Below are 19,906 nucleotides of genomic sequence, written 5' to 3'. Positions count from 1 at the left end.
CCGATGAAGGGGTCTCGACAGGGCGCGGCCAGCAAGACGGCGCCAAAGACGCGCCGCCTCCCCGTGCGCGGAGAGGGACAGAAGGGCCTAGCTGAACCGCCGGCGCTGTTCTGCGCTGCGCAGGGTGGAGCGCAGGAAGTCGGCCGGGGGATCGGTCTCGGCCAGGACCTGTTCCTTGATGGCGCGGGGTTCGCCGAACAGGTGGCCCTGCCCCATGGCGACGTCCAATTCCAGGATGTCGACGACCTGGCGTTCGTTCTCGACCTTCTCGGCGATGACCTCGACGCCGTAACGGCGGGTCAGGGCGGCGAAGTCGGCGGCCTGGATGTCGGGCATGGAGCGCAAGGGCGCACCGCCGTCCAGGTCCAACAGCTGTTCGATCATCAGATCGGCCGCGACCTTGATGAATTTGACGTCCGAGCGTTGCAGATCGGCGAAATCGAGATCCAGCGTCTGCACCTTGTCCAGCGAGAAGCGGAAGCCCAGGTCGGCCAGCTTGGCCATGTTGCGCGCCTCGACCGCGCCGCGCGCGTCGAACGTCGCCTGGCCCAGTTCGAAGATCAGCGCCTGGTTCAGGTCGCGATTCTCGGACAGGAAATCCAGGAACTGCGGAAAGAAGGTGTCGTCGCCCAGCGAGGTCAGGGCCACGTTGCAGAAGACGCCGACCTTGCGGTCCTGACGCGCCAGCCGCCGCACGATCTGGGCGCAGCGGAACAGCAGCAGGTTGTCGATGGCCGGCACCAGACCTTCACCCTCGGCCAGGGACAGGTATTCCGCCGGCATCATCACCCGGTCGGTGGCGTCGCGCAGCCGAGTGAAGCTTTCATAGAAGATGGTCCGGCGTTGCGGCAGGGAGACGACGGGCTGCAGATACAGGTCCACCCGCCCTTCGCTCAGCGCCTCGTGGATGGTGCGCAGCAGGACGTTGGACTGGGCCTGGCGGCGGCCTTCGAAGGTCTCGACGCCGATGTGGGGCGCGGCGGCCAGCCGCTCGTCGATGCTTTCGCTCATCTGCTGGACCAGGGATTCCAGCATCCGCACCTCGCCGGTCAGGGCGTCGGTGTCGGACAGGACGCCGCTTTCGATGGCATGGGCCAGTTCGGTCAGGGCGCCCTGGGTCGATTCCATCGCATCGGCCAGCAGGCGGTGCGCCTCGCGGACCTGGGCGATCTCCTTCTTGAGCGCACGGCGCTCGGCGATCCCGGTGACGATGCCGTGGAAGGCGCCCAGCAGTCCCAGCGCGCCCAGCGTCCCCGCCACGCCCGCTCCGACGCCTAGCCCTGCGCGCCACAGAAAGGCGCCCACGGTCAGGCCGAGGAACAGATAGGCGAAATAGAGAAAGCCCGTGGTTACGTTGCGCATCGGCTGGCGGTCGGCCACTCCCGGATGGAATCGCCCGAGTATCAGGCTATCAATGCCATTCGGCTAGAGCGGGGCGATAAATATCCCCGCAGAATCACATGGGAAACGCAATGGAACTGTTCGATCTGACCGGCAAGGTCGCCATCATCACCGGCTCGTCGCGCGGAATCGGCAAGGCCATCGCCGAACGGCTGGCCGAACACGGGGCCAAGGTCGTTATTTCCTCGCGCAAGGCCGGGCCTTGCGAAGCGGTCGCCGCCGAGATCAACGACAGGCACGGCGAAGGCCGCGCCATCGCCGTTCCGGCCAACATCGCCTCCAAGGACGACCTGCAGCGGCTGGTGGACCAGACGAACGCCGCGTTCGGCCGGATCGACATCCTGGTCTGCAATGCGGCGACCAATCCCTACGCCGGACCGATGGCCGGGATCGCCGACGATCAGTTCGAGAAAATCCTGCAGAACAATGTCATCTCCAATCACTGGCTGATCCAGATGGTCGCGCCGCAGATGCTGGAGCGCAAGGACGGGGCTGTCCTGGTCATCTCGTCCATCGGCGGCCTGAGAGGCAATGCGCTGATCGGCGCCTACAACATCTCCAAGGCGGCGGACATGCAGCTGGTGCGCAATCTGGCGGTCGAATGGGGGCCGTCGAACGTGCGGGTCAACTGCATCGCGCCGGGCCTGGTCCAGACCGACTTCGCCAAATATCTGTGGGAGAACCCCGAACTGCTGAAGACCGTAACGGAGCCGGCCCCGCTGAAAAGGATCGGCCAACCGGATGAAATCGCGGGCACGGCGGTCTATCTGTGCAGCCCTGCCTCGGCCTATGTGACCGGGCAGACCCTGGTGGTGGACGGCGGATTGACGATTGCCTGGTGAACGTAAGGGCTGGAAACAGGATTGGGTGTGGCGGCTGGAGGCCTTCGGCTTCCGGGCCCTGTTCGGCCTGCTGCGGCTGCTGGGCGTCGAGCGGGCGTCGGGGCTGGGCGGCTGGCTGCTGCGCACCCTGGGCCCGCTGACGGGGACGCAGAAGACGGTGATGCGCAATCTGCGCATCGCCTTCCCCGACATGGGCGAGGCCGAGCGCGACGCCTTGGCCCTGGCGCAATGGGACCAGACGGGCCGCACCTTCGCCGAGCTGGCCGTGATGGACCAGTTGACGCCCGAGGGGGGTCGCGTGGAGGTGGTCGGGATGGAGCGGCTGCACGCCCTGCGCGACAGCGGCAAGCCGGCCGTGCTGATCTCGGGTCATCTGGCCAATTTCGAAGTCATGGCCGCGGTCATCATGGCGGCGGGCGTGCCGTGCCAGGTGACATATCGCGCGGCCAACAATCCGTATGTCGACGCCCTGATCCGCCAGAGCCGAGAGCGTTACGGCATCCGTTTGTTCGCGCCCAAGGGGGACGGCACGCGCGAATTGATGGCGGGGATGAAGCGCGGCGATTCCATCGCCCTGCTGGTGGATCAGAAATACAACCAGGGGCCGGAGGTCCAATTTTTCGGCCAGCCGGTCAACGCCTCGCCCGGCGCGGCGAGGCTGGCGCTGAAGTTCGACACGGTCATGCTGCCGCTGTCGGTGGTGCGGTTGCCGGGCGTCCGGTTCCGGGTGACGGCGCACGAGCCGATCGCCCTCGGCCGCAGCGAGGACAAGGCGGCCGACATCCTGGCGGGGGTCCAGGCCGCAAACCGCTTCGTCGAGGATCGGGTGCGCGAATATCCGGTGGACTGGTTCTGGGTCCACCGGCGCTGGCCGGACAAGGTCTATGCGGCGTTGGATCGCCCGGCGTCGGTCGAGCGGCGGAACGGCCCTTCGTACTCCGGCTGATCGCGGCGGCGGCGGCACGGGCCGACATAACTGTCGCAACGGATGAAGGCGCGCGGCCTCAGGATGACGGCGTTGATCCGGTCCAGCACGGCCTTGGCGGTGATCGGCTTGACGACGAACTCGTTCACCCCGGCGTCGCGCGCCTCATAGACGCGGGAGCGTTCGGAATGGCCGGTCATCATGATGATCGGCAGATAGATGTTGGGGCTGTCGGGGCCGGTGCGGACCAGGCGGGTGAACTCCACCCCGTCCAGCGGGAACATGTTGAAGTCCACGATGGCCAGGTCGATGGGATGGCGGCGCAGCAGGCTTAGGGCGGTCGCGCCCTCGGCGGCCTCGTGGACATTGCGAATGTCGGCCGAATGCAGAACGGCGGCGGCGATGGCGCGCATGTTCTGATTGTCGTCCGCCAGCAGGACGTTCAGCGATTTCAGAGAAGACATCAGACCCCACCGATCGAAGCCGGACGCTAGGAGCATGTCCGCAGGCTCGCAAGCGGAGCCTTGGTTCAAGCGAGCGCATTCGGCGCCTGGGCGCCTACCATCAGCGACGGATCCAGATTGCGGTCGCGCCATTTCATGCGCCAGCACAGGTGCGGCCCTGTCGCGCGGCCGGTCATGCCGACGCGGCCCAGCGGATCGCCGCGCCGCACTCGCCGGCCCAATTCCACGTCCAGCCGCGACTGGTGCAGATAGCCGGTGATCAGCCCCTGGCCGTGGTCGATCAAGGTCAGGCCGCCTTCGAAATGCATGTCCGGGCGCACGAAAACGATGCGGCCGTCGGCGGGCGCGCGGATCACGCTCCCCTGCGGCGCGGCCAGATCGACGCCATAGTGCGGACGGGCCGGGGTTCCGTTCAGGATGCGCTGCGCGCCCCACGCGCTGGACACGCGGTAGGCGTCCAGAGGCCAGATGAAGCCGTCGCGAAAGTCGTCGGCGTCGATGCGGCTGGCGAATGCCTCGGTCTTCAGGGCTAGCTCGCGCTGGATTCGGTCCAGCAGCGCGGGATCGCTGGGCTCGACGGTCGCGGGCGGCAATCCGTCCACGCGGGTCGAGGGGAAGGCGAAGGGGGCGATGTCCAGAGTGCGCCGGGCCGAACGCCCGCCGGCGCGGGCCTCGATGCGGGCGCTGGCGCCGGCGTCGCGGTCGAAGCCGATCACGAACAGGCCGGCGGCCGAGGCGGTGGTCAGGGCCTCGCCGTCGACGAAGATCAGGGCGCCCGGCGCGGTGCGCCCAAAGGCGTAGCCGCCCTGACGCCAGGCCCCGTTCAGAGCCAGGGCCAGCGTGTCGCCGCCTCGAGCGAAGGCCTGCCGCCCGGCGACCAGCCCGGCCCCCGCCCCGGCCAGCAGGGCGCGGCGCGTGGCCCTCACTTCGCTTCCGTCAGGGCTGCGATGAACTCGGCCGGGCCGAAATAGGGCTGCTGGCGGGTCGAACTCCAGTAGCGCAGGATCTCCAGCGGGATCGGCTTGTCCGTGACCGCGCAGCGCACGTAGCGGCCCGGCTTCAACACCGCGAACTCGCCGTCGCCATAGTGAAGAACGGCCTGGTCGGAAGCAGTCATGTCCATTGCCCGACGATAGTCCTGGCGCGCCCCGGCGAAAAGAGGGTCAGGCCGAGGCGACCGCATCCGTGATCGGCCCGTCGGCCGCAGGGGGACGGATCGCGCCCGCCGGCGGCGGCTTGGGCCGTCCGCCCATCCGGTCGGTGAACAGGAAGACGAACGGATTGAGCGAGATCGACAGCAGGGCGGCGGCCAGGATCAGGTCGTGGGTCTCGCGACTCATGGCGCCCAGGGACACGCCAAGCGCCGCCAGGATGAAGGAGAACTCGCCGATCTGGGCCAGGGACGCCGCCACGGTGAAGCCGGTCGGCCGGTCCAGTTGGAAAGACCTGGCGATGACCAGGGCCGCGACCGACTTGCCGACGATGACGATGCCAAGAACGCCCAGCACCGCCCAAGGCTGACGCACGAGGATCATCGGGTCGAACAGCATCCCCACCGAGACGAAGAACAGGACGGCGAAAGCGTCGCGCAGCGGCAGCGACCGCTCGGCCGCATTGTGTCCCAGGGGCGAGGCGTTCATCACCAGCCCCGCCAGGAAGGCGCCCAGCGCGAAGGAGTGGAACAGGAAATAGGCCAACCAGGCGATGCCGAGCGCGATGGCCAGCACCCCGAGGGTGAACAGTTCGCGCGACTTGGTATGGGCGATGCGGATCAACAGCCAGGGAATGACCTTGCCGCCCACCACCAGCATGCCGACCACGAACAGCACCACCTTCACCAGCGTCAGGCCGACATTGGCTCCCAGCGCCGCCAGGTCCGCCTGGCTTCCCGCCGGGACCAGGATCATGGGTAGCATGACCAGGGCGATGACGATCACCAGGTCCTCGACGATCAGCCAGCCCACGGCGATGCGGCCGATCTCGCCCTTGACCTGTTTGCGCTCCTCCAGCGCGCGCAGCAGGACCACGGTGGAGGCGACGGACAGGGCGAACCCCATCAGCAACGCCTCGACATCGCCCAGGCCCAGCACGAACCGGCCCAGCCCCCAGCCCAGGACGGTGGCGACGACGATCTGCACCAGGGCGCCGGGAATGGCGACCTTGCGCACCTGCATCAGGTCCTTGGGCGAGAAGTGCAGCCCGACGCCGAACATCAGCAGGATGACCCCGATCTCGGCCAGTTGCGGCGCCAGTTCGGTGTCGGCCACGAAGCCGGCCGTATAAGGCCCCACCACGATGCCCGCGACAAGATAGCCCACCAGGGGCGACAGCCTGAGCCGATGCGCCAACATCCCGAACACGAAGGCCAGGACAAACCCCCCGACCAGAGTGAGGATCAGGCTGTCGGCATGGGGCATCAGGGCTCCTGTCGCGGGTGGGACCGGGTTTTGGATCAGGCTTTGCAGTTGGGGCGCGAGGGCGGATTTGACAAGATGACGCAGTGTCGCGCGACGCGGAAAAACCCAGACGCCCTCGCCCGATCGCTCCGAAATTCACAGGCTGGACGCGGCGCGCCCTCGGCGTCGTGACGGCTGCGCGCAGCAGGCGACCTGCGACCCGATGACCGGCTTGAAAAGGCGAGTAACCGGACTCAGCGCCCCGCCGTCGCCTCGGTCAGGTCAGCCAGGCGGCGGGCCGCATCGGGGATGGCGACGGTGCGGGCGGCGGCGGACATGGCTGATAGGCGCGCCGGGTCGGACAGGACGGCGGCCAGGGTGGACGACAGGCGCTCCACGGTCAGGTCGTCTTCCAGCACCACCTCGGCCGCACCCGCGTCGGTCAGGGCCTTGGCGTTCAGGCGCTGGTGGTCGTCGGTGGCGATCTTCAGCGGGACCAGGATCGACGGCAGGGCCGCCACCGCCAGTTCGGCGCAGGTCGAGGCCCCGGATCGGCCGACCACCAGATGGGCCTTGGACAGCCGCTCGGCCATGTCGCGGAAGAAGGGCGCGACCTCGGCCTCTATCCCCGCCTCCAGATAGATCTGGCGCGCAGCGTCCAGCGTTTCAGGCCGGGACTGCTGCTGCACTTTCAGACGGCGGCGCAAGACCTCGGGCAGGGCCGCCAGCGCCCGGGGCGTGGTCTCGGACAGGATGCGGGCGCCCTGGCTGCCGCCTGTCACCAGCACATGGATGGGGCCGTCCTCGACCGGCGCGATATAGGTCCGGTCGAACAGGGCGCGGATTTCGGCGCGGACGGGCGAACCGACGACGTGCGCCCGCCCCTGCACCTTGGCCGGCGCGCGCTCCAGCGTGGGAAAGGACGAGGCGACCTGGTTCACATAGGGGGCCAATATGCGGTTGGTGCGGCCGAGGACCGCGTTCTGCTCATGGATCACGGTCGGCCGCCGCGCCGTCACGGCCGCGACCAGGGCCGGAGCGGACGGATAGCCGCCGAACCCCACCACCACGTCCGCCCCCAACCGCTCGAAGGCGGCGCGCGCCTGCATCACCCCTTTGAAGATGGCGACCCCGGCCTTGACCAGACCCAGCGGCCCCGCGCCGGTGGCCGCATCCAGAGCCAGCCGCTCGTCGGCCGGAAAAGCATGGGCGTATTGCTCGCCCCTGCGGTCTGTCGCCAGAACGACGCGCCAGCCGCGCGCCGACATTTCGCGCGCCAGCGCCTCGGCTGGAAACATATGGCCGCCAGTGCCGCCGGCGGCGACGACGCAAAGCTTGGACATTCGAGGGCTCCAGATTATCCGGCCCTGAATAGTCTGAAATCAGCCGATTTCAGAAGTCGCCGCGGAAGAAAAACGCTCCCGCCGCCCGGCCCGGACGAAGCCGCTGCGGCTCCGCCCGGACCGCCGCGATCAGAACCGCTTCGTCAGTTGCACGCCATAGGTGCGCGGCTCGTTGACGAAGGCGGTCAGGTTGTTGAAGTCGATCCCGCCGATGACGTTTTCTTCGTCGGTGATGTTGCGGACATAGGCGGCCGCCTCGACGCCGCGGTTGAGGTCGCGCCAGCCCGCGCGCAGCCCGCCTTCGAACGCCGTGTCCTGCATGAACTCGACCGATTCATAGAGGAACAGGTTGAAGTCCTTCTGCAGCACCCAGTCGGTCGTGGCGAACAGCTCGGTGTCGTTCCCCAGCGCGCGGACATAGTTCACCGTCAGATTGGCGGTGTATTCCGGCGCCTGCGGGAAGGGATTGCCGTCGATATTGGCCCGACGGGTCGCGCCCACAGTGACGATCGGGTCGGTGACGGTGCAGTTGGCGCCGCAGATGGCCACCAGCAGATCGCCGTCCTTGATCTCGGTGTGGTTCCAGGCGGCCCCGGCCGACAGGCTGAAGCCCGCGCCCAGATAGAGGTCTCCGTCCAGCTCCAGGCCGTAACCCTCGCCCTTGTCGGCGTTGATCAGGCGGTTGGAGTTGTCGGCGCCGCCGATGGCGGTGAACTGCATGTCGCTGACTTCATAGACATAGGCCGTGGCGTTGAACCGGGCGCGGCCGTCCATCATCCGCGCCTTCAGGCCGGTTTCGTAGGACATGACGGTCTCGGAGTCCGCCGTGGTCAGGACCGGCAGGTTGCGCCCCTGGATCGACGGGCCGCGATACCCCTTGGCCACACGCGCGAACAGGTTGATGTCGTCGTTGACCTCATAGACGGCGCTCACGTCCCAGCTGACCTGTTCGTCGCCGACCGAAACGGCCCCCGTGCCGCCGGCGCCGGTCCCCAGAACGATTCGGCCGTGATAGTCGCGATTGTCGTCGGTGTAGCGGACGCCCGCCGTCACCTTGAAGGCGTCCGTGAGGCTGTAGCTGCCCTGGCCGAACACCGACCAGGAGTCCGACTTCTGCACGATGTCCGTCACCCGCGTCGGCGCCGGGGCGCCCGTGCCGTTGAAGGTGCCGGACACCAGGTTGATACGCTCGTCCCAATAAAAGGCCCCGACCTGCCAGCCCAGCCGGCCGTCGCCGTTCGACGCCAGGCGCAGCTCATAGGTGTTCTGCAACAGGTCGCTGGACAGGGTGCCGGTCTCGGAGTTGAACGGCGTCTTGTAGGGCGCAGTCGCTGGGGCCGAGGCCACGCCGCCGTCGATGTCGCCGTCGCCCTGCGACCAGCCCTGATACGAACCGACGATGCCGGTCAGGGTCGCGGGACCGAAGTCGTAGGCGACCTGCAGCGATTCCGACGTGGTCTGCTGCTTCTGGAAGTTGTTGCGGCCGCCGTCGTAATAGACGGTGTCGCGGTCGAAGTTGCCGTTCAGCTTGTTGGAGCCCTTGGTCAGGACGTTGGCTCGGTTCATCGTGCCCGTCCCGTCATAGTCGCGGGCCTGCAGGGTCAGCAGGGTCGACAGCCGATCGGTCGGCCGCCAGGCCACATGGACGCGGGCCGCGATATCGTCGAAACCGCCCAGATCGTCATCGCCGGCCTTGGCGAAGGATGGGTTGTAGGCGTTGTTCACCCAGTCGTCGCGGTGGTTCCACAGGATGGCGCCGCGCACCTGAAGCGTGTCGGACGCCGGCAGGGTGACGGCCGCCTCGGCGCGGGTCGAACCCAGGTTGCCATAGGTCAGCGAACCGAAGCCGGTGAAATCGTCGGTCGGCTTGACGCTGTCGATCTTGACCACGCCAGCCGGGGTGTTGCGGCCGAACAGCGTGCCCTGCGGTCCGCGCAGCACTTCCAGCTGCTGCACGTCGAACAGGGGAAAGCCCTTCAGATAGACGCTTTCCAGCACGACATCGTCCAGAACCACCGAGACCGGCTGCGAGGCGGTGAAGTCGAAGTCCACATTGCCCAGGCCGCGAATATAGAAGCGCGGCGCGTAGCGGCCGTTGGAGCTTTCGACCTGCAGGCTGGGCACGCGAGCCGACAGCGACAGGATGTCGGCGCCGCCGGCCGAGATGTCCTGCAGCGTCTCGGGCGTCAGGGCCGTCACGGCGAAGGGCACGTCGCGGATGTTCTCGCTGCGACGCTGGGCGGTGACGACGATGTCGTCGACGCCGGCCGGTTCCGCAGTCGTCTCGGTGGTCTGGGCGAAGACGGAGCCCGCGCTCAACAGGGCGACGCCGCTGACGGTGGCGGCCGAAAAGACTTGGCGAAGCATGTGCGATGATCCTTGGGGCGACATGAAGAGGGGGAGCTGTCGCGCGACGCCGTAGAACGTCGTGTCCGAACCCGCCAGATGGCGCCGCTCCCTGTTTCTTGAACCTTTGAAGACGCGGCCACACTGCTGCGGCAATCGTGCATCCGACCGGCCGGATCGCGCCTTGCGCCATTGTCTCGGCCGGGTCGAGGCGCCAAGCTGGACAACTGCGCGAGTCTCCTCCGCCCTCCCCGACATCGCCCGGATCGCCCATGTCCCTCATCGCCCCCACGCGTCGCCACCTGCTTCGACTAGGCGGCGCCGCGGCCCTGACGCCTGGGCTTGTGGGCATGGCGCGCGCGTCGACGGTCGCGCGGGTCCTGGCCGTTTCGGACCTGCACTCGGCCTACGATCGCACAGCCCGCCTCCTGGCCGCCTTCGAAGCGGAGACGCGGACCCATCCCGTCCCCCATGTGATCGCCATAAACGGCGACATCTTCGAGCACGGCAATGTCGTGTCCGTCCGCTCGGGCGGCGTGATCGACTGGACCTTCCTGGCGCAGCTGCCGCGCGTCGCCCCGACGGTGGTCAATCTGGGCAACCACGACAACGACCTGACGCCGAACCTGGCCGATGTCGTGGCCCGGATGAAGGGTCTGGGTCTGCATGTGGTCACGACCATCGCCGACGCGCGCAGCGGCCTGGGCTATGCCGCGCCTGTGGCGACCCTGGCGCTTGGGGCGCGTTCGCTGCGCGTGGTCGGCGTGGCGACCAATGCCGTGAACACCTATCCCAAGGCGTCGCGCGACCGGCTCTCCATTCCGTCCGCGTCCGACTGGGCCAAGGCCAACCTGGGCCAGAGCCTCGCCGGCGCGGACCTCGTCATGGTCATGAGCCATGCCGGCGTCGCCGCCGACCGGGACATCCTGCCTCTGCTGCCGGACGGCGCCCTGATGGTGGGCGGGCACAATCACCTGCTGTTCCAGCATCGGCGGGGACGCAGCGTCTATGTCCACGCCGGTTCCTGGACCACCGCCTATACGGCGGCGACCTTCCATTCCGACGGGTCGGTCACGGCCGAGTCCCGCCCGGTCGCGCTGGACGCCCAGCCCTCCGCCGAGCTGGAACGCCTCGTCGCGGCGACCCTGACGGCGAACCTGACCGAGGAGGAGCGGACCGTTCTAGGCGACAGCCCGCACGCCCTGTCTCTGGGCGACACGGGCCGGCGCGTCGCCGCCGGCCTGGCCCGGGCGGCCGGCGCCGACGCCGGCTTCATCGGCCACACCACCCTGGGAACCGGCGCGCCCGCAGGGCCGGTCAGCCGCTATACTTTCGATTCCATCGTCCGTTTCGACGGAAAGCTGATGGCCGCCACGGTGTCGCGCTCCCGGTTCGACGCCTTCTCGGCCTGCGCCAACCAGGACCGCCCCATGCCCCTGGCCGACCGCAACGGCGACTTCCTCTATGCCTCGGGCGCCGCGAACGGCGATCAGGTCCGAATCGCCACGACCGACTGGTGCGCCGCCAACCAGCGGGAATACTTCCAGACGGCCGACCTCGATTTCGAAGAGGTCGCAGCCCCCTCGATCAAGACCATTGCCGCCGCCGCGCTTTTCGAAGCGGGCCAAGCCAGCCGAGCGTGACGACGCCTTCGCTGTAGCCGCTTCGATCACCTCGGGTGCAAGCCCAAGCTGAAAGGCCCCGTTAAAGCGCATCGGGCGCGGACGCGACGGGATAGTCGATGTAGCCCTCAGGTCCGGGCGTATAGAGTTTCGACGGGTCGTAATCCGCCAGCGGCGCCCCAAGACGGATGCGGTCCACCAGGTCCGGGTTGCCGATGAAGGGCCGGCCGAACGACACCGCCTGGGCCTCGCCGGTCCGAACGGCGTCGCGGGCGTAGCCATGGAGCCAATGATCCTCCTCCCCCTGCTTCCAGAACAGCATGTCCTCCATCGCCCGTCCGACGTCATCGGCGTGCGAGATGCGGAAGAACAACCGGCCGGACTGTCATCTCGCCGCCCGGCGCCGGCGAGCGGAAGCAGCAGAGATTCATCGCCACGGCGCGCCGTGCAGGATCTTCGACGTTCGGCCGGCCCGTGTCGGGATGCTGACGTCCTGGCTCGCTGGTCCACGCGGGCGAGGACGAAGCCGATCGATCGTCGCTTCGTCATAGCGCAATCTGTCGGCCCCGCAGCTATGAACCGTTCGTCGTCACCCAGCGCCCGGTGGAAGGCGGAGACGAAGGATCAGGCGGTCCTGGACCGGGCGCCGATCGCGCTGGCGATCTGGGCTATGCTGGCTTCCAGGGTCGAAGGACCGCCTCCCACCAGATACCAGCCCGGCGCATCCAGTTGGACGACGCGGTCCTCGCGCCAGGCGCGGCTGCGGCTGATGGCCTGGCTCGCGGCGAGAAGGGCCGGGGCGGCGGGCTCGCCCCCGGTCGCGGAAGCCCGGTCGAGCACGAACAGCCAATCCGGGTCGCGGTCCATGACGACCGCCAGCGCAGCCGCCTGATCCCCGCTAAGGCGAGCCCGATCCGCGTCGGAGAGGCTGCCCGCTTCGGACCTTGGAGGCGAGGGAGGAAGGTCGAACGGCGTCGCGACAGGCTGCATGCCGAGCACTTCGTAGATGACGCCGAACCGTGTGTAGGGCGCCTGGGGTTGGACGCCGGAGCCGGCCGCGAAGAGGACCAGCGCATCTTGCCCCTTGGTCCTGGCGTGCAGGGCTCCGATAGCCGAAAGCAGGCGTTCCGCGCTGGCGGAAGCCTCGGTTCGCCGATCGAAGATGTGGCCCAGCAGCAGGATGTTGCGGACGACGCTGCCGATGAAGCCGGTCGTGCTGGTGGACAGGTCGAGCGTCGGCGCGATGGCGTTCAGTTCGGCGTACTTGGACGCGGAGCGGCCGCCGACGATGATCAGGTCCGGTCGCGCGGCCCTCACGGCGGCGTAATCCGGCTCGAACAGGGTCCCGACCTTGGCGTAGGTTTCCGCTCCGTAGCCGGCGAGGCGCCCCGGGAAGCGCCCTCCCGCCACGCCCGCCGGCTGAACCCCCAATGCGTCGAGGACATCGAGCGCGCCCAGGTCGAACACCACCACCCTTTTGGGAACGGATGTCAGAACGGTTTCTCCCGCCGCGTGAACGACCCTTTGCGGCGGGACGCCGCTCGCGGCCGTCCCAGCGGTCAGAAGGGTGAAACCTCCTGCGGCGCCGGTCAGGATCAGACGTCGGGAAAAGGCGTTTGACATGGGATTCCTCGAAAGACGCAAAGCAGCGGCCGGATCGTGCGACCGGATCAGAAGCGGGCTGTGAGTCCGGCCCAGACACGGGCGCGGTCGTTCACATAGCCGTACTCCTCGTAGGTCATCTCATGATCGAACAGGTTCTGGATGCCGGCGCGCAGCGTCACCTTGTCGTTGACCTCATAGGCTCCGCCCACGTCGATGGTCGTGTAGCCGGGTGCGACGATGTTCGAGGCGCTGATGGCGATGGCCGCCTGATGTTCCTCGCCATAATAGACCGCGCGCACGAAGCCGCTGACCCTGGAATGGCGCGGGCGGAAGGTCAGGGCGACGCTGGCCTGGGACTCGGGCGTCTCGTTCAGGGCGGCGCCGGCGTTTGCGCCCGTCAGCTGTTCGGACTCCGTCAGGGTGCCGGTGGCCTTCAGGGTGATGCTGTCGGTCAGTCGCGCGTCCAGTGTGGCCTCCAGGCCTTTGATGCGCACTTCGTCGATGTTGACGTAGGTCGTGGGCGGCCGGCCGATCGAGCTGAGCGGCTCGTCCACGCACCACGCCTGCGCCGCCAGACAGGTGACGCGCAGAATCTTGTCTTCGAAGTCCGTCTGATAGACTGTCAGGCCGATCTCGACGTTGGAGGTCGCCTCATAGACGATGCTGCCTTCATAGGTCAGCGAGGTTTCCGCCTGAAGATCGGGGTTGCCGTAGATGGTGCCGCCCCGGCTGTTCTGGCCCCAGTCGGCGAGAGTCTGGCGGATGTCCGGCGCCCGGAAGCCCGTCGAGACGCCGCCCTTGACGATGAGCGTCGGCGTCGGCTTCCAGACGCCGTACAGGCGCGGCGAAACCTGCGAGCCGTACAGGTCGTGATCGTCCAGGCGGATGCCGGCGGTCAAGGCGAAGGTCGGGGTCAGGCTCCATTCGTCCTCGGCGAAGAGCGCCCACTGCGTCCGGTCCGCGGCGTCGCGCACCTTGCCGTCCACGGTCAGCCCGTTGCCGCTCGGCGCATACAGGTCGGCGAAGTTGTAATAGGCGCCGATGTTCAAAACATGGGCGCCGATCGGCACGACCCAGGCCGTCTGGGCGACGGTGTTCTTGATGTTGACGTCGGTTTCCTTCCGCGTCGCGTCCTCGAACTGAATGAAGGACTGCGAGGTCGCCCGGCCCCAGTCGCCGGTGTGGCTGACCGAATAGACGAACCGCTCCTGGCTCTGAACCGACTTCGTCCCTTCGGGCGCCGCGGCGGTCGCTTCCGTGGTGCGGCCTGCGGTCTGGACGGACTCCTGATCGTAGTAGGCGGCTTCGAACAGCAGGTCGTGCTGCGGGTTCAGCGCCCAGCCCAGCTTGGCCGATGCGCTGTCGTCCTTACGTTCGGGCGAAGCCGTCAGGATATCGTCCTCGGCGCGCCGGTTCATCGAGGCCGACAGCTGCAGGCCCAGGGTGTCGGCGATCAGCGGGCCGCTGGCGTAAACGCTGGCGTCGTAATAGTCGCCGTAGTCTCCATTGGTCTGGGCCGTGCCGTTGACGCGGACGCTGCCGTTCCATTCGTCGCCGATGCGGCGGGTGATCACGTTGATGACGCCCCCCATGGCGTCGGATCCATAGAGCGAAGACATCGGCCCGCGGACGACTTCGATGCGCTCGATCATCTCCATCGGGGGCAGAAGGCCGCTCTCGGCGATGTTGCCGCCGTTGGTCCGCGATTCCCGCGAGTTGAGCCGCTTTCCGTCCACCAGGATCAGGGTGTAGGCGCTGCCCAGTCCCCGGATCGAGATGTCGCGGCTGTTGCCCTCGCCTGGCGTGACCGTGACGCCCGGCACATCGAGCAGGGCGTCGGTCAACTGACGATAGGGCGACCGTTCGAGATCCTCGCGCGTGATGACGCTGATGGAGGCCGGAGCGTCCTTGACCTGCTGCTCGCGCCCGGCGGCGGTGACGACCACTTCGCCGAGCTCTGTCGCCGGCTGCGGGGCCGCCGTCTGCGCCATGGCGGCGGGGGCATGCAGGGCGGTGGTGGCGAGAAGGACCGCCGCGCCCAGGAGGCGCGGCGACGGCGGACGGCGAGACATATCAAACCCCAGTGCAAGACAGGCGTCGGCGATCGGATGCGTCGATCCGCCGCGCGACGCGACTTCAGCTTCGCCTTTCCCGACGAAGCGGTTCGCTCCTAATAGTCATTCTCATTAAAGACCATGACTCGCTCGGCATGGCCGCCATGCGTCGAAGGCATAAAGGAGTCCGATTTGATCGCCCGCCGCCCGGAACTGCGCCTGCTGACCAGTCTGGAGGCCTTGCTCGAGACCCGGAGCGTTTCACAGGCTGCGGACAGGCTGGGCGTCAGCCAGCCGGCGATGAGTCGGACCCTTGCGCGGTTGCGGGACCAGTTGGGCGATCCTCTCCTCGTGCGTTCGCGCGGCGGCATGGTGCCGACGCCTCGCGCCGAAGCGCTGGCGGGGCCCCTGCGGCGCTGGCTCACCCAGGGCGAGGACCTGCTGCGGCCGGATGCTTTCACCCCCGGTCGATTGGATCGGACCTTCCGTGTCGCCTCGACCGATTTCGGAATCCTCAGCGTCGTCAAGCCGGCGGTCCGCAGGATCACGGAGACGGCGCCCGCCGCGTGCCTCCAGATCTCCGCTCTGTCGAGCGCCAGCCTCAAGCATCTGGCGGACGGTCGCCTCGACCTTGTGATCATTGGATACCCTCCGCAGGGCGCGGGCGTCCTTTCCCGCCGGCTCTTCACCGAGCGCCGGCTGGGACTTGTCCGAGAGGGACATCCTGTGGTGGGCGGCGAGATCGGGATCGACGCCTTCTTCGAATGGCCGCATGTGACGCCGCTGGTGGGCGAAGGCTTCGCCGACCCGCTGGAATACGCGCCGGATCATCTTCGCCGCCGACGGGTGGCGATATCTGCGCCGAGCTTTTCCAGCGTGCCCGATCTGGTGGCGGAATCCGACGCGCTGGCGGTGCTGCCCGCTCGGGCCGCGCTGCATTTCGCGGCGCTTTACGGCCTGCACACCTTCGAGCCGCCGGTCGCCCTGCCCGCATTCGGATACTTCATGGCCTGGCACCAGCGGTCCACAGACGATGCGGCGACACAGTGGCTGATCGAGGAAATCGCCGCAGCGCAGCGCGAATGGGAAGCCAGTCTCAAGAGCGGCGGGGCGCTGTCAGCCTGACGACGACTTGTCGCCGAGAGGCACGCGAACGGGCGGTCCGAGAAAGTTTCCTTCAGCGCGCCGCGACACCCTCGATCTCGACGAGTAGTCCGGGCGCCTGGATCGCCTTGATCTCCAAGGCGGTGCGAACGACGGTGTTCGCATTCGCCTCATTCAGAAAGAACTCGCGGTAGGCCGCGTTGACGCCCGCATAATCCGCCCGCCCTGTCGCCGGGTCTGCGACCACGAAAATGGTCAGCTTGATCAGGTCTGACATCGCGTAGCCCCGACGTTCGAGGACCGTCTTGATCTTGCCAAGCGTGCTCAGGGTCTGCGTCTTCGTATCGCCATAGCCCTTGTCCGGGTCGGCAGGGTCCAACAGGGCGGCGGCATGACCGCCGATGTAGAGATACCGGGCTGCTGGGCCGACTTCGACGCTCTCAAGGAGCAGGGCGCCGGGACGGCCATTGCGAACCACATTCTCGTCAGACGCTGCGGCGTCCTGAGCGATGGCGGATGAAGCGGCGGCGGCAAGCACGAGGGCGGACAGGGCGGCGGGAACGCGCATGGTGTTCAGCTCCGGTTTAGACGTATTCCAGCAGCAGCATGAAACCGTAGTCCATGTGCAGCTGATGATGGCAGTGCAGGAGGGTCAGACCCGGATTGTCGGCGATGAACTCGGCCTCGACCACGCCGTAGGGCGGAAGATTGACCGTGTCCTTCATCAGGCCGCTGATCGGTGTCTGATCGACGCGGGTCAGATGGAAGCGATGGCGGTGCAGATGAACCGGATGGGCGCAGCCAGACAAATTGATCCACCGGAATCGATAGCGCCCGCCTTGGCGGACCTGAAGCCGGGGCAGGTGATGATGGTTCGCCAGTTCGCCGTTGATGCGCCAGCGCTCGAACCCGTCGTGACCCAGGTCTCTCTCGAATCGCATGGTGAAGACCCCATCGGGATCCGGCCCTTCCGCACCGGGATTAGCGAAGGTCGGGTAGGACCAGTCCAGCCGGACAGGCGCCCGCCAGACGGCGGGGCCGCGCTCGTGCTCATACTCGACGACGACGCCCAGTCCCTTGGCGCGCTCCTGGTCCTTCACCGAGCCCAGCACCCAGACACCGGGCGCATTCATCTCGACCACGGCGTCGATCCTCTCCGCCACCGACAGGGCGAGGACTTCCACTGCCCGGGGGTTTGGGACCGGCGCGCCATCCAGGGCGATGACGGTAAAACTGTGGCCCGGCAGGGCCAGCATGACGTCCTCGCTGGCGCTGGCGTTCAGGATGCGGAACAGGACCCGCTCGCCGCGCTTGACCCGGATCGGTTCGCCTGCGCCCAGCTTGCGGTCGTTGAACGACGCGTGTTCGTAGCTCAGCGTCGCGCAATGACCATGATGATGGTCCGGCGCCGATAAGGTCGGGTTCCAGTGGTGGGCGGCAAGCAGGACTTCGCGGTCATAGCGACCCGAGGACCGACGCGGCTCCACCAGCAGGAAGCCATACTGACCGTTATAGCCCCCCCGCGTCAGGTCGGTCATCGCCATAACATGGGTGTGGTACCAATGGGTGCCCGCCGGCCGCGGCGTGAACCGGTATATCAGGTCGCCCCCAGGCGGGATCGCCGGACTACCCTGTTCAAGGGCGCCGTCAGACACCGGCGGGTTATGCAGGCCGTGCCAGTGGACCAGTTCCTCTTCGGTGGTGGAATTCCGAACAGCGATCTCGACCGGCGCGCCTTCGCGCACCCGAAGGACCGGGCCGGGCGCCGTTCCGTTGTAGCCGGTCGTATGGATGACGACGCCGGGCGCCAACTCCACCTGCACCGATGCAATCTCCAGCGAAAGCTTCTGGGCGCGCGGCAGGGCAAGGGCCGGGGCGGACAGGGCGGGCGTCGCCGCGCCGCCAGCGGCCAGGGCGCCGAGGCTCAACATCCGGCGGCGGCTGAGGTCGAGGCTCATCCTGTCACTCCAAAGGCTTGCGCCGCCGCACGCCGGCCGTGTTCGAAGGCGCCCGTTCCGTTCTGGGCGCCGTTGAGTTCGGCATGGCCGATGAAGATGCGGCCGAAGCCCTTGCGCGGCGCTTCCAGCGGACTGGGTTTGCCGTCCATTCCGTAGTGGAAGCCAACGGGTTCGATGAGGCGGGCGTGCCCCCAGCGGTTCAAGATGATGCCGGCGATGTCGCGCTTGGCGTCGAACCCGACGTCGGCGAACATCCGCGTCATTTGAGTACGTATCCGCCGCTCATAATCGCTGTAGGTTGTGGAAAGCAGTCGGGTCCGACCCAGGGCGCCCTGGTCGAACGCGCTCCGACCCGGGGTATAGAGCCCCATGTAAAAAGTAAGCACCGTGGGCTTGTCGGGATCGAGGGGCGGGTCGTAGCCGTCGGTCACCATGCTTTGACGCAGGTTGGCCCAGAAACCTATCGAATCATCCTCGCCAAACCACCTGACCGCAGTGGCGCCCTGCTGGTACAGGAAGCGCCAGTTGGTCAGGGCGACGTTGATAATCAGGGCCGGCGCATAGGCGTACTGGTCGTAGGCGTCGCGGATATCGTTCGGCAGGTCGTGGATGACCCGCTTGTTGATCCACCCGCCAGACGCCATCACCACCGACCTGGCGCGCACGCAATGGGCCGCCCCTTCGCGGATATAGGTCACGTCGACCGCCTCGGCCTGGCCGGCCGCGCCCTGATGGCGGACGTCGATGACCGTTGACCGCAGCCGCAGCCTGACTGGCTCCCCCGCCTTGTCGATGGCGGCATGGTCCATCCGGGCGGACATCAGGTTTTCAAAGGTGAAAGGTCCCGGAAACGAACCCGGGATGAGCGATCGGACCAGATGCCGAGCCCAGGTCGAGTTGCCGCCGGGATAGGACAGCGACAGCTTGCGGGTCGGGTCGCTCACGAAGCGGCCGGCGCGCGCGGGCGAGGCATCGGCGGACACGCCCGATAACAGACCCGTCAGGGGTTCCGCCATGGCGGTCACCGCCGGATCGTAGCCCTTAACCCGCTCGAGATAGTCCTTGTAGGTGATGCGATCGAGCGCCCTAAGTTCGTCTTCGGTCGTCCCCACCCGAGTGCGCCGCCAGTCCAACAGGTCGGCCCGAGCCTTATCCGAAAAGGGAGCCCGCGCCAGATTGTCTCGCCAGATGTTGTTGATCAGCCGACCCCGGCCATTTCCGTCATCCAAATGATAGGCGATGTCGATCTGCTGCTCTTGCTGGCCGTCCATGTTGCCATAATTGTCGCGGGCGATCCCCAGCGGCGTGACATCGGCGCTCCATTCCTGGAAGCGGTATTCATAGGGCAGGTTGCAGGCGTCGAAGAATGCTTCGGCCGGCGAGCCCGATCCCTTGCGAGCCAGGCCGAACTGATTCGATCCCTGAGGGGCGATAAGGCGCGTGCCTTCGACCTCGAACTCGTTCTCGCGCGCTTCGCCGCCAAACATGGCCGCATTGTCCAGGATCAGGACGCGTCGGCCGCCGCCGCTCATCCGCGAGTATTCCCAAGCGCTCATCAGTCCGGCGAGGCCAGCGCCGACGACGATGAGGTCGTACTCCTCCTCGGGAGCCAGGCGACCGGTAGGGAAGGCGTCATAGTAGCCGTCGCGCACCTTGTGGGCGGCGGTCAGAACCGAGTGGGTGTTCCCGTTGGCCTTTGCATAGTCGCCGACGCCGCCGTAGCCGGTGAAGTCCTCGTGCGGGGCGCACTGCGCGGCCGGACAGCGGGCATGTCGCAGGCTGTCGCCCTCGCCGAGGACACGACTGTTGAGAACGTCCCGCCGCGTAATCGGCGCCGACATCCCCA

17 protein-coding genes are annotated in these 19,906 nt (G+C 67.4%); 4 read left to right on the top strand and 13 right to left on the bottom strand.

Features of this window, described 5'->3' with window-relative positions; genetic code table 11:
* Window positions 1-87: 87 nt before the first annotated feature.
* On the bottom strand, window positions 88-1,362 hold the full coding sequence (locus DI624_RS01900; RefSeq protein ID WP_291535697.1) for an EAL domain-containing protein: 1,275 nt from the start codon (window positions 1,360-1,362) through the stop codon (window positions 88-90).
* A 110-nt stretch (window positions 1,363-1,472) separates the two neighbouring features.
* Between DI624_RS01900 and DI624_RS01895 the strand changes: the two genes are divergently transcribed.
* Window positions 1,473-2,243 (top strand): SDR family NAD(P)-dependent oxidoreductase, encoded by a 771-nt coding sequence (locus DI624_RS01895; RefSeq protein ID WP_291535696.1) that lies wholly within the window; start codon window positions 1,473-1,475, stop codon window positions 2,241-2,243.
* The gene (locus tag DI624_RS01890) at window positions 2,233-3,189 is read left to right on the top strand and encodes a lipid A biosynthesis acyltransferase (RefSeq protein WP_291535695.1); all 957 of its coding nucleotides are present in this window, start codon (window positions 2,233-2,235) and stop codon (window positions 3,187-3,189) included. The genes DI624_RS01895 and DI624_RS01890 overlap by 11 nt, the downstream gene beginning before the upstream one ends.
* Here DI624_RS01890 and DI624_RS01885 read toward each other — a convergent pair.
* The 6 genes from DI624_RS01885 to DI624_RS01860 all read right to left on the bottom strand — a co-directional run bounded on the left by DI624_RS01885 (window position 3,126) and on the right by DI624_RS01860 (window position 9,738).
* Window positions 3,126-3,632, bottom strand: a complete 507-nt coding sequence (locus DI624_RS01885; protein ID WP_291535694.1) for a response regulator — start codon at window positions 3,630-3,632, stop codon at window positions 3,126-3,128. The genes DI624_RS01890 and DI624_RS01885 overlap by 64 nt on opposite strands.
* A 65-nt stretch (window positions 3,633-3,697) precedes the next feature.
* Window positions 3,698-4,558 (bottom strand): M23 family metallopeptidase, encoded by an 861-nt coding sequence (locus DI624_RS01880; RefSeq protein ID WP_314187523.1) that lies wholly within the window; start codon window positions 4,556-4,558, stop codon window positions 3,698-3,700.
* Complete coding sequence (locus DI624_RS01875; RefSeq protein ID WP_291535692.1) at window positions 4,555-4,755, bottom strand: DUF2093 domain-containing protein; 201 nt, start codon at window positions 4,753-4,755, stop codon at window positions 4,555-4,557. The genes DI624_RS01880 and DI624_RS01875 overlap by 4 nt, the downstream gene beginning before the upstream one ends.
* Window positions 4,756-4,795: 40 nt before the next feature.
* Window positions 4,796-6,049, bottom strand: coding sequence for a cation:proton antiporter (locus tag DI624_RS01870; protein ID WP_291535690.1), 1,254 nt, complete (start codon window positions 6,047-6,049; stop codon window positions 4,796-4,798).
* A gap of 233 nt (window positions 6,050-6,282) precedes the next feature.
* Window positions 6,283-7,371 (bottom strand): undecaprenyldiphospho-muramoylpentapeptide beta-N-acetylglucosaminyltransferase, encoded by a 1,089-nt coding sequence (gene murG, locus DI624_RS01865; protein ID WP_291535689.1) that lies wholly within the window; start codon window positions 7,369-7,371, stop codon window positions 6,283-6,285.
* A 129-nt stretch (window positions 7,372-7,500) separates the two neighbouring features.
* The gene (locus DI624_RS01860; RefSeq protein WP_291535688.1) at window positions 7,501-9,738 is read right to left on the bottom strand and encodes a TonB-dependent receptor; all 2,238 of its coding nucleotides are present in this window, start codon (window positions 9,736-9,738) and stop codon (window positions 7,501-7,503) included.
* Between the two features lie 251 nt (window positions 9,739-9,989).
* Here DI624_RS01860 and DI624_RS01855 point away from each other — a divergent pair, with 251 nt between their 5' ends.
* Window positions 9,990-11,360: a metallophosphoesterase gene (locus DI624_RS01855; RefSeq protein ID WP_291535687.1), complete on the top strand. Its 1,371-nt coding sequence runs from the start codon at window positions 9,990-9,992 to the stop codon at window positions 11,358-11,360.
* A 61-nt stretch (window positions 11,361-11,421) separates the two neighbouring features.
* Here the strand turns inward: DI624_RS01855 and DI624_RS01850 are convergent, their stop codons facing one another.
* The 3 genes from DI624_RS01850 to DI624_RS01840 form a co-directional block, all read right to left on the bottom strand.
* Window positions 11,422-11,712: a hypothetical protein gene (locus DI624_RS01850; protein ID WP_291535686.1), complete on the bottom strand. Its 291-nt coding sequence runs from the start codon at window positions 11,710-11,712 to the stop codon at window positions 11,422-11,424.
* Window positions 11,713-11,963: 251 nt separating this feature from the next.
* A complete protein-coding gene (locus DI624_RS01845; protein ID WP_291535685.1) occupies window positions 11,964-12,962 on the bottom strand; it encodes a siderophore ABC transporter substrate-binding protein in 999 nt (332 codons plus the stop codon).
* Window positions 12,963-13,009: 47 nt separating this feature from the next.
* Window positions 13,010-15,016, bottom strand: coding sequence for a TonB-dependent receptor (locus DI624_RS01840; protein ID WP_291535684.1), 2,007 nt, complete (start codon window positions 15,014-15,016; stop codon window positions 13,010-13,012).
* A 174-nt stretch (window positions 15,017-15,190) separates the two neighbouring features.
* Here DI624_RS01840 and DI624_RS01835 point away from each other — a divergent pair, with 174 nt between their 5' ends.
* Window positions 15,191-16,123, top strand: coding sequence for a LysR family transcriptional regulator (locus tag DI624_RS01835; RefSeq protein ID WP_291535683.1), 933 nt, complete (start codon window positions 15,191-15,193; stop codon window positions 16,121-16,123).
* 52 nt (window positions 16,124-16,175) lie between these two features.
* Here DI624_RS01835 and DI624_RS01830 read toward each other — a convergent pair whose 3' ends face one another.
* From DI624_RS01830 to DI624_RS01820, 3 genes are read right to left on the bottom strand one after another with little or no spacing between them, the layout of a single operon-like run.
* Window positions 16,176-16,640: a Rid family hydrolase gene (locus DI624_RS01830; protein ID WP_291535681.1), complete on the bottom strand. Its 465-nt coding sequence runs from the start codon at window positions 16,638-16,640 to the stop codon at window positions 16,176-16,178.
* Window positions 16,641-16,686: 46 nt separating this feature from the next.
* Window positions 16,687-18,060: a multicopper oxidase family protein gene (locus tag DI624_RS01825; protein WP_291535679.1), complete on the bottom strand. Its 1,374-nt coding sequence runs from the start codon at window positions 18,058-18,060 to the stop codon at window positions 16,687-16,689.
* Window positions 18,057-19,901, bottom strand: a complete 1,845-nt coding sequence (locus tag DI624_RS01820) for an NAD(P)-binding protein (RefSeq protein WP_291535678.1) — start codon at window positions 19,899-19,901, stop codon at window positions 18,057-18,059. Before DI624_RS01820 ends, DI624_RS01825 begins: the two co-directional genes overlap by 4 nt.
* Window positions 19,902-19,906: the final 5 nt, after the last annotated feature.

This window comes from Brevundimonas sp., assembly GCF_003248455.1.
Classification (GTDB): Bacteria; Pseudomonadota; Alphaproteobacteria; order Caulobacterales; family Caulobacteraceae; genus Brevundimonas.
The sequence above is the reverse complement of the archived record's forward strand: the minus strand, read 5'-3'. Positions and strand labels throughout refer to the sequence as shown.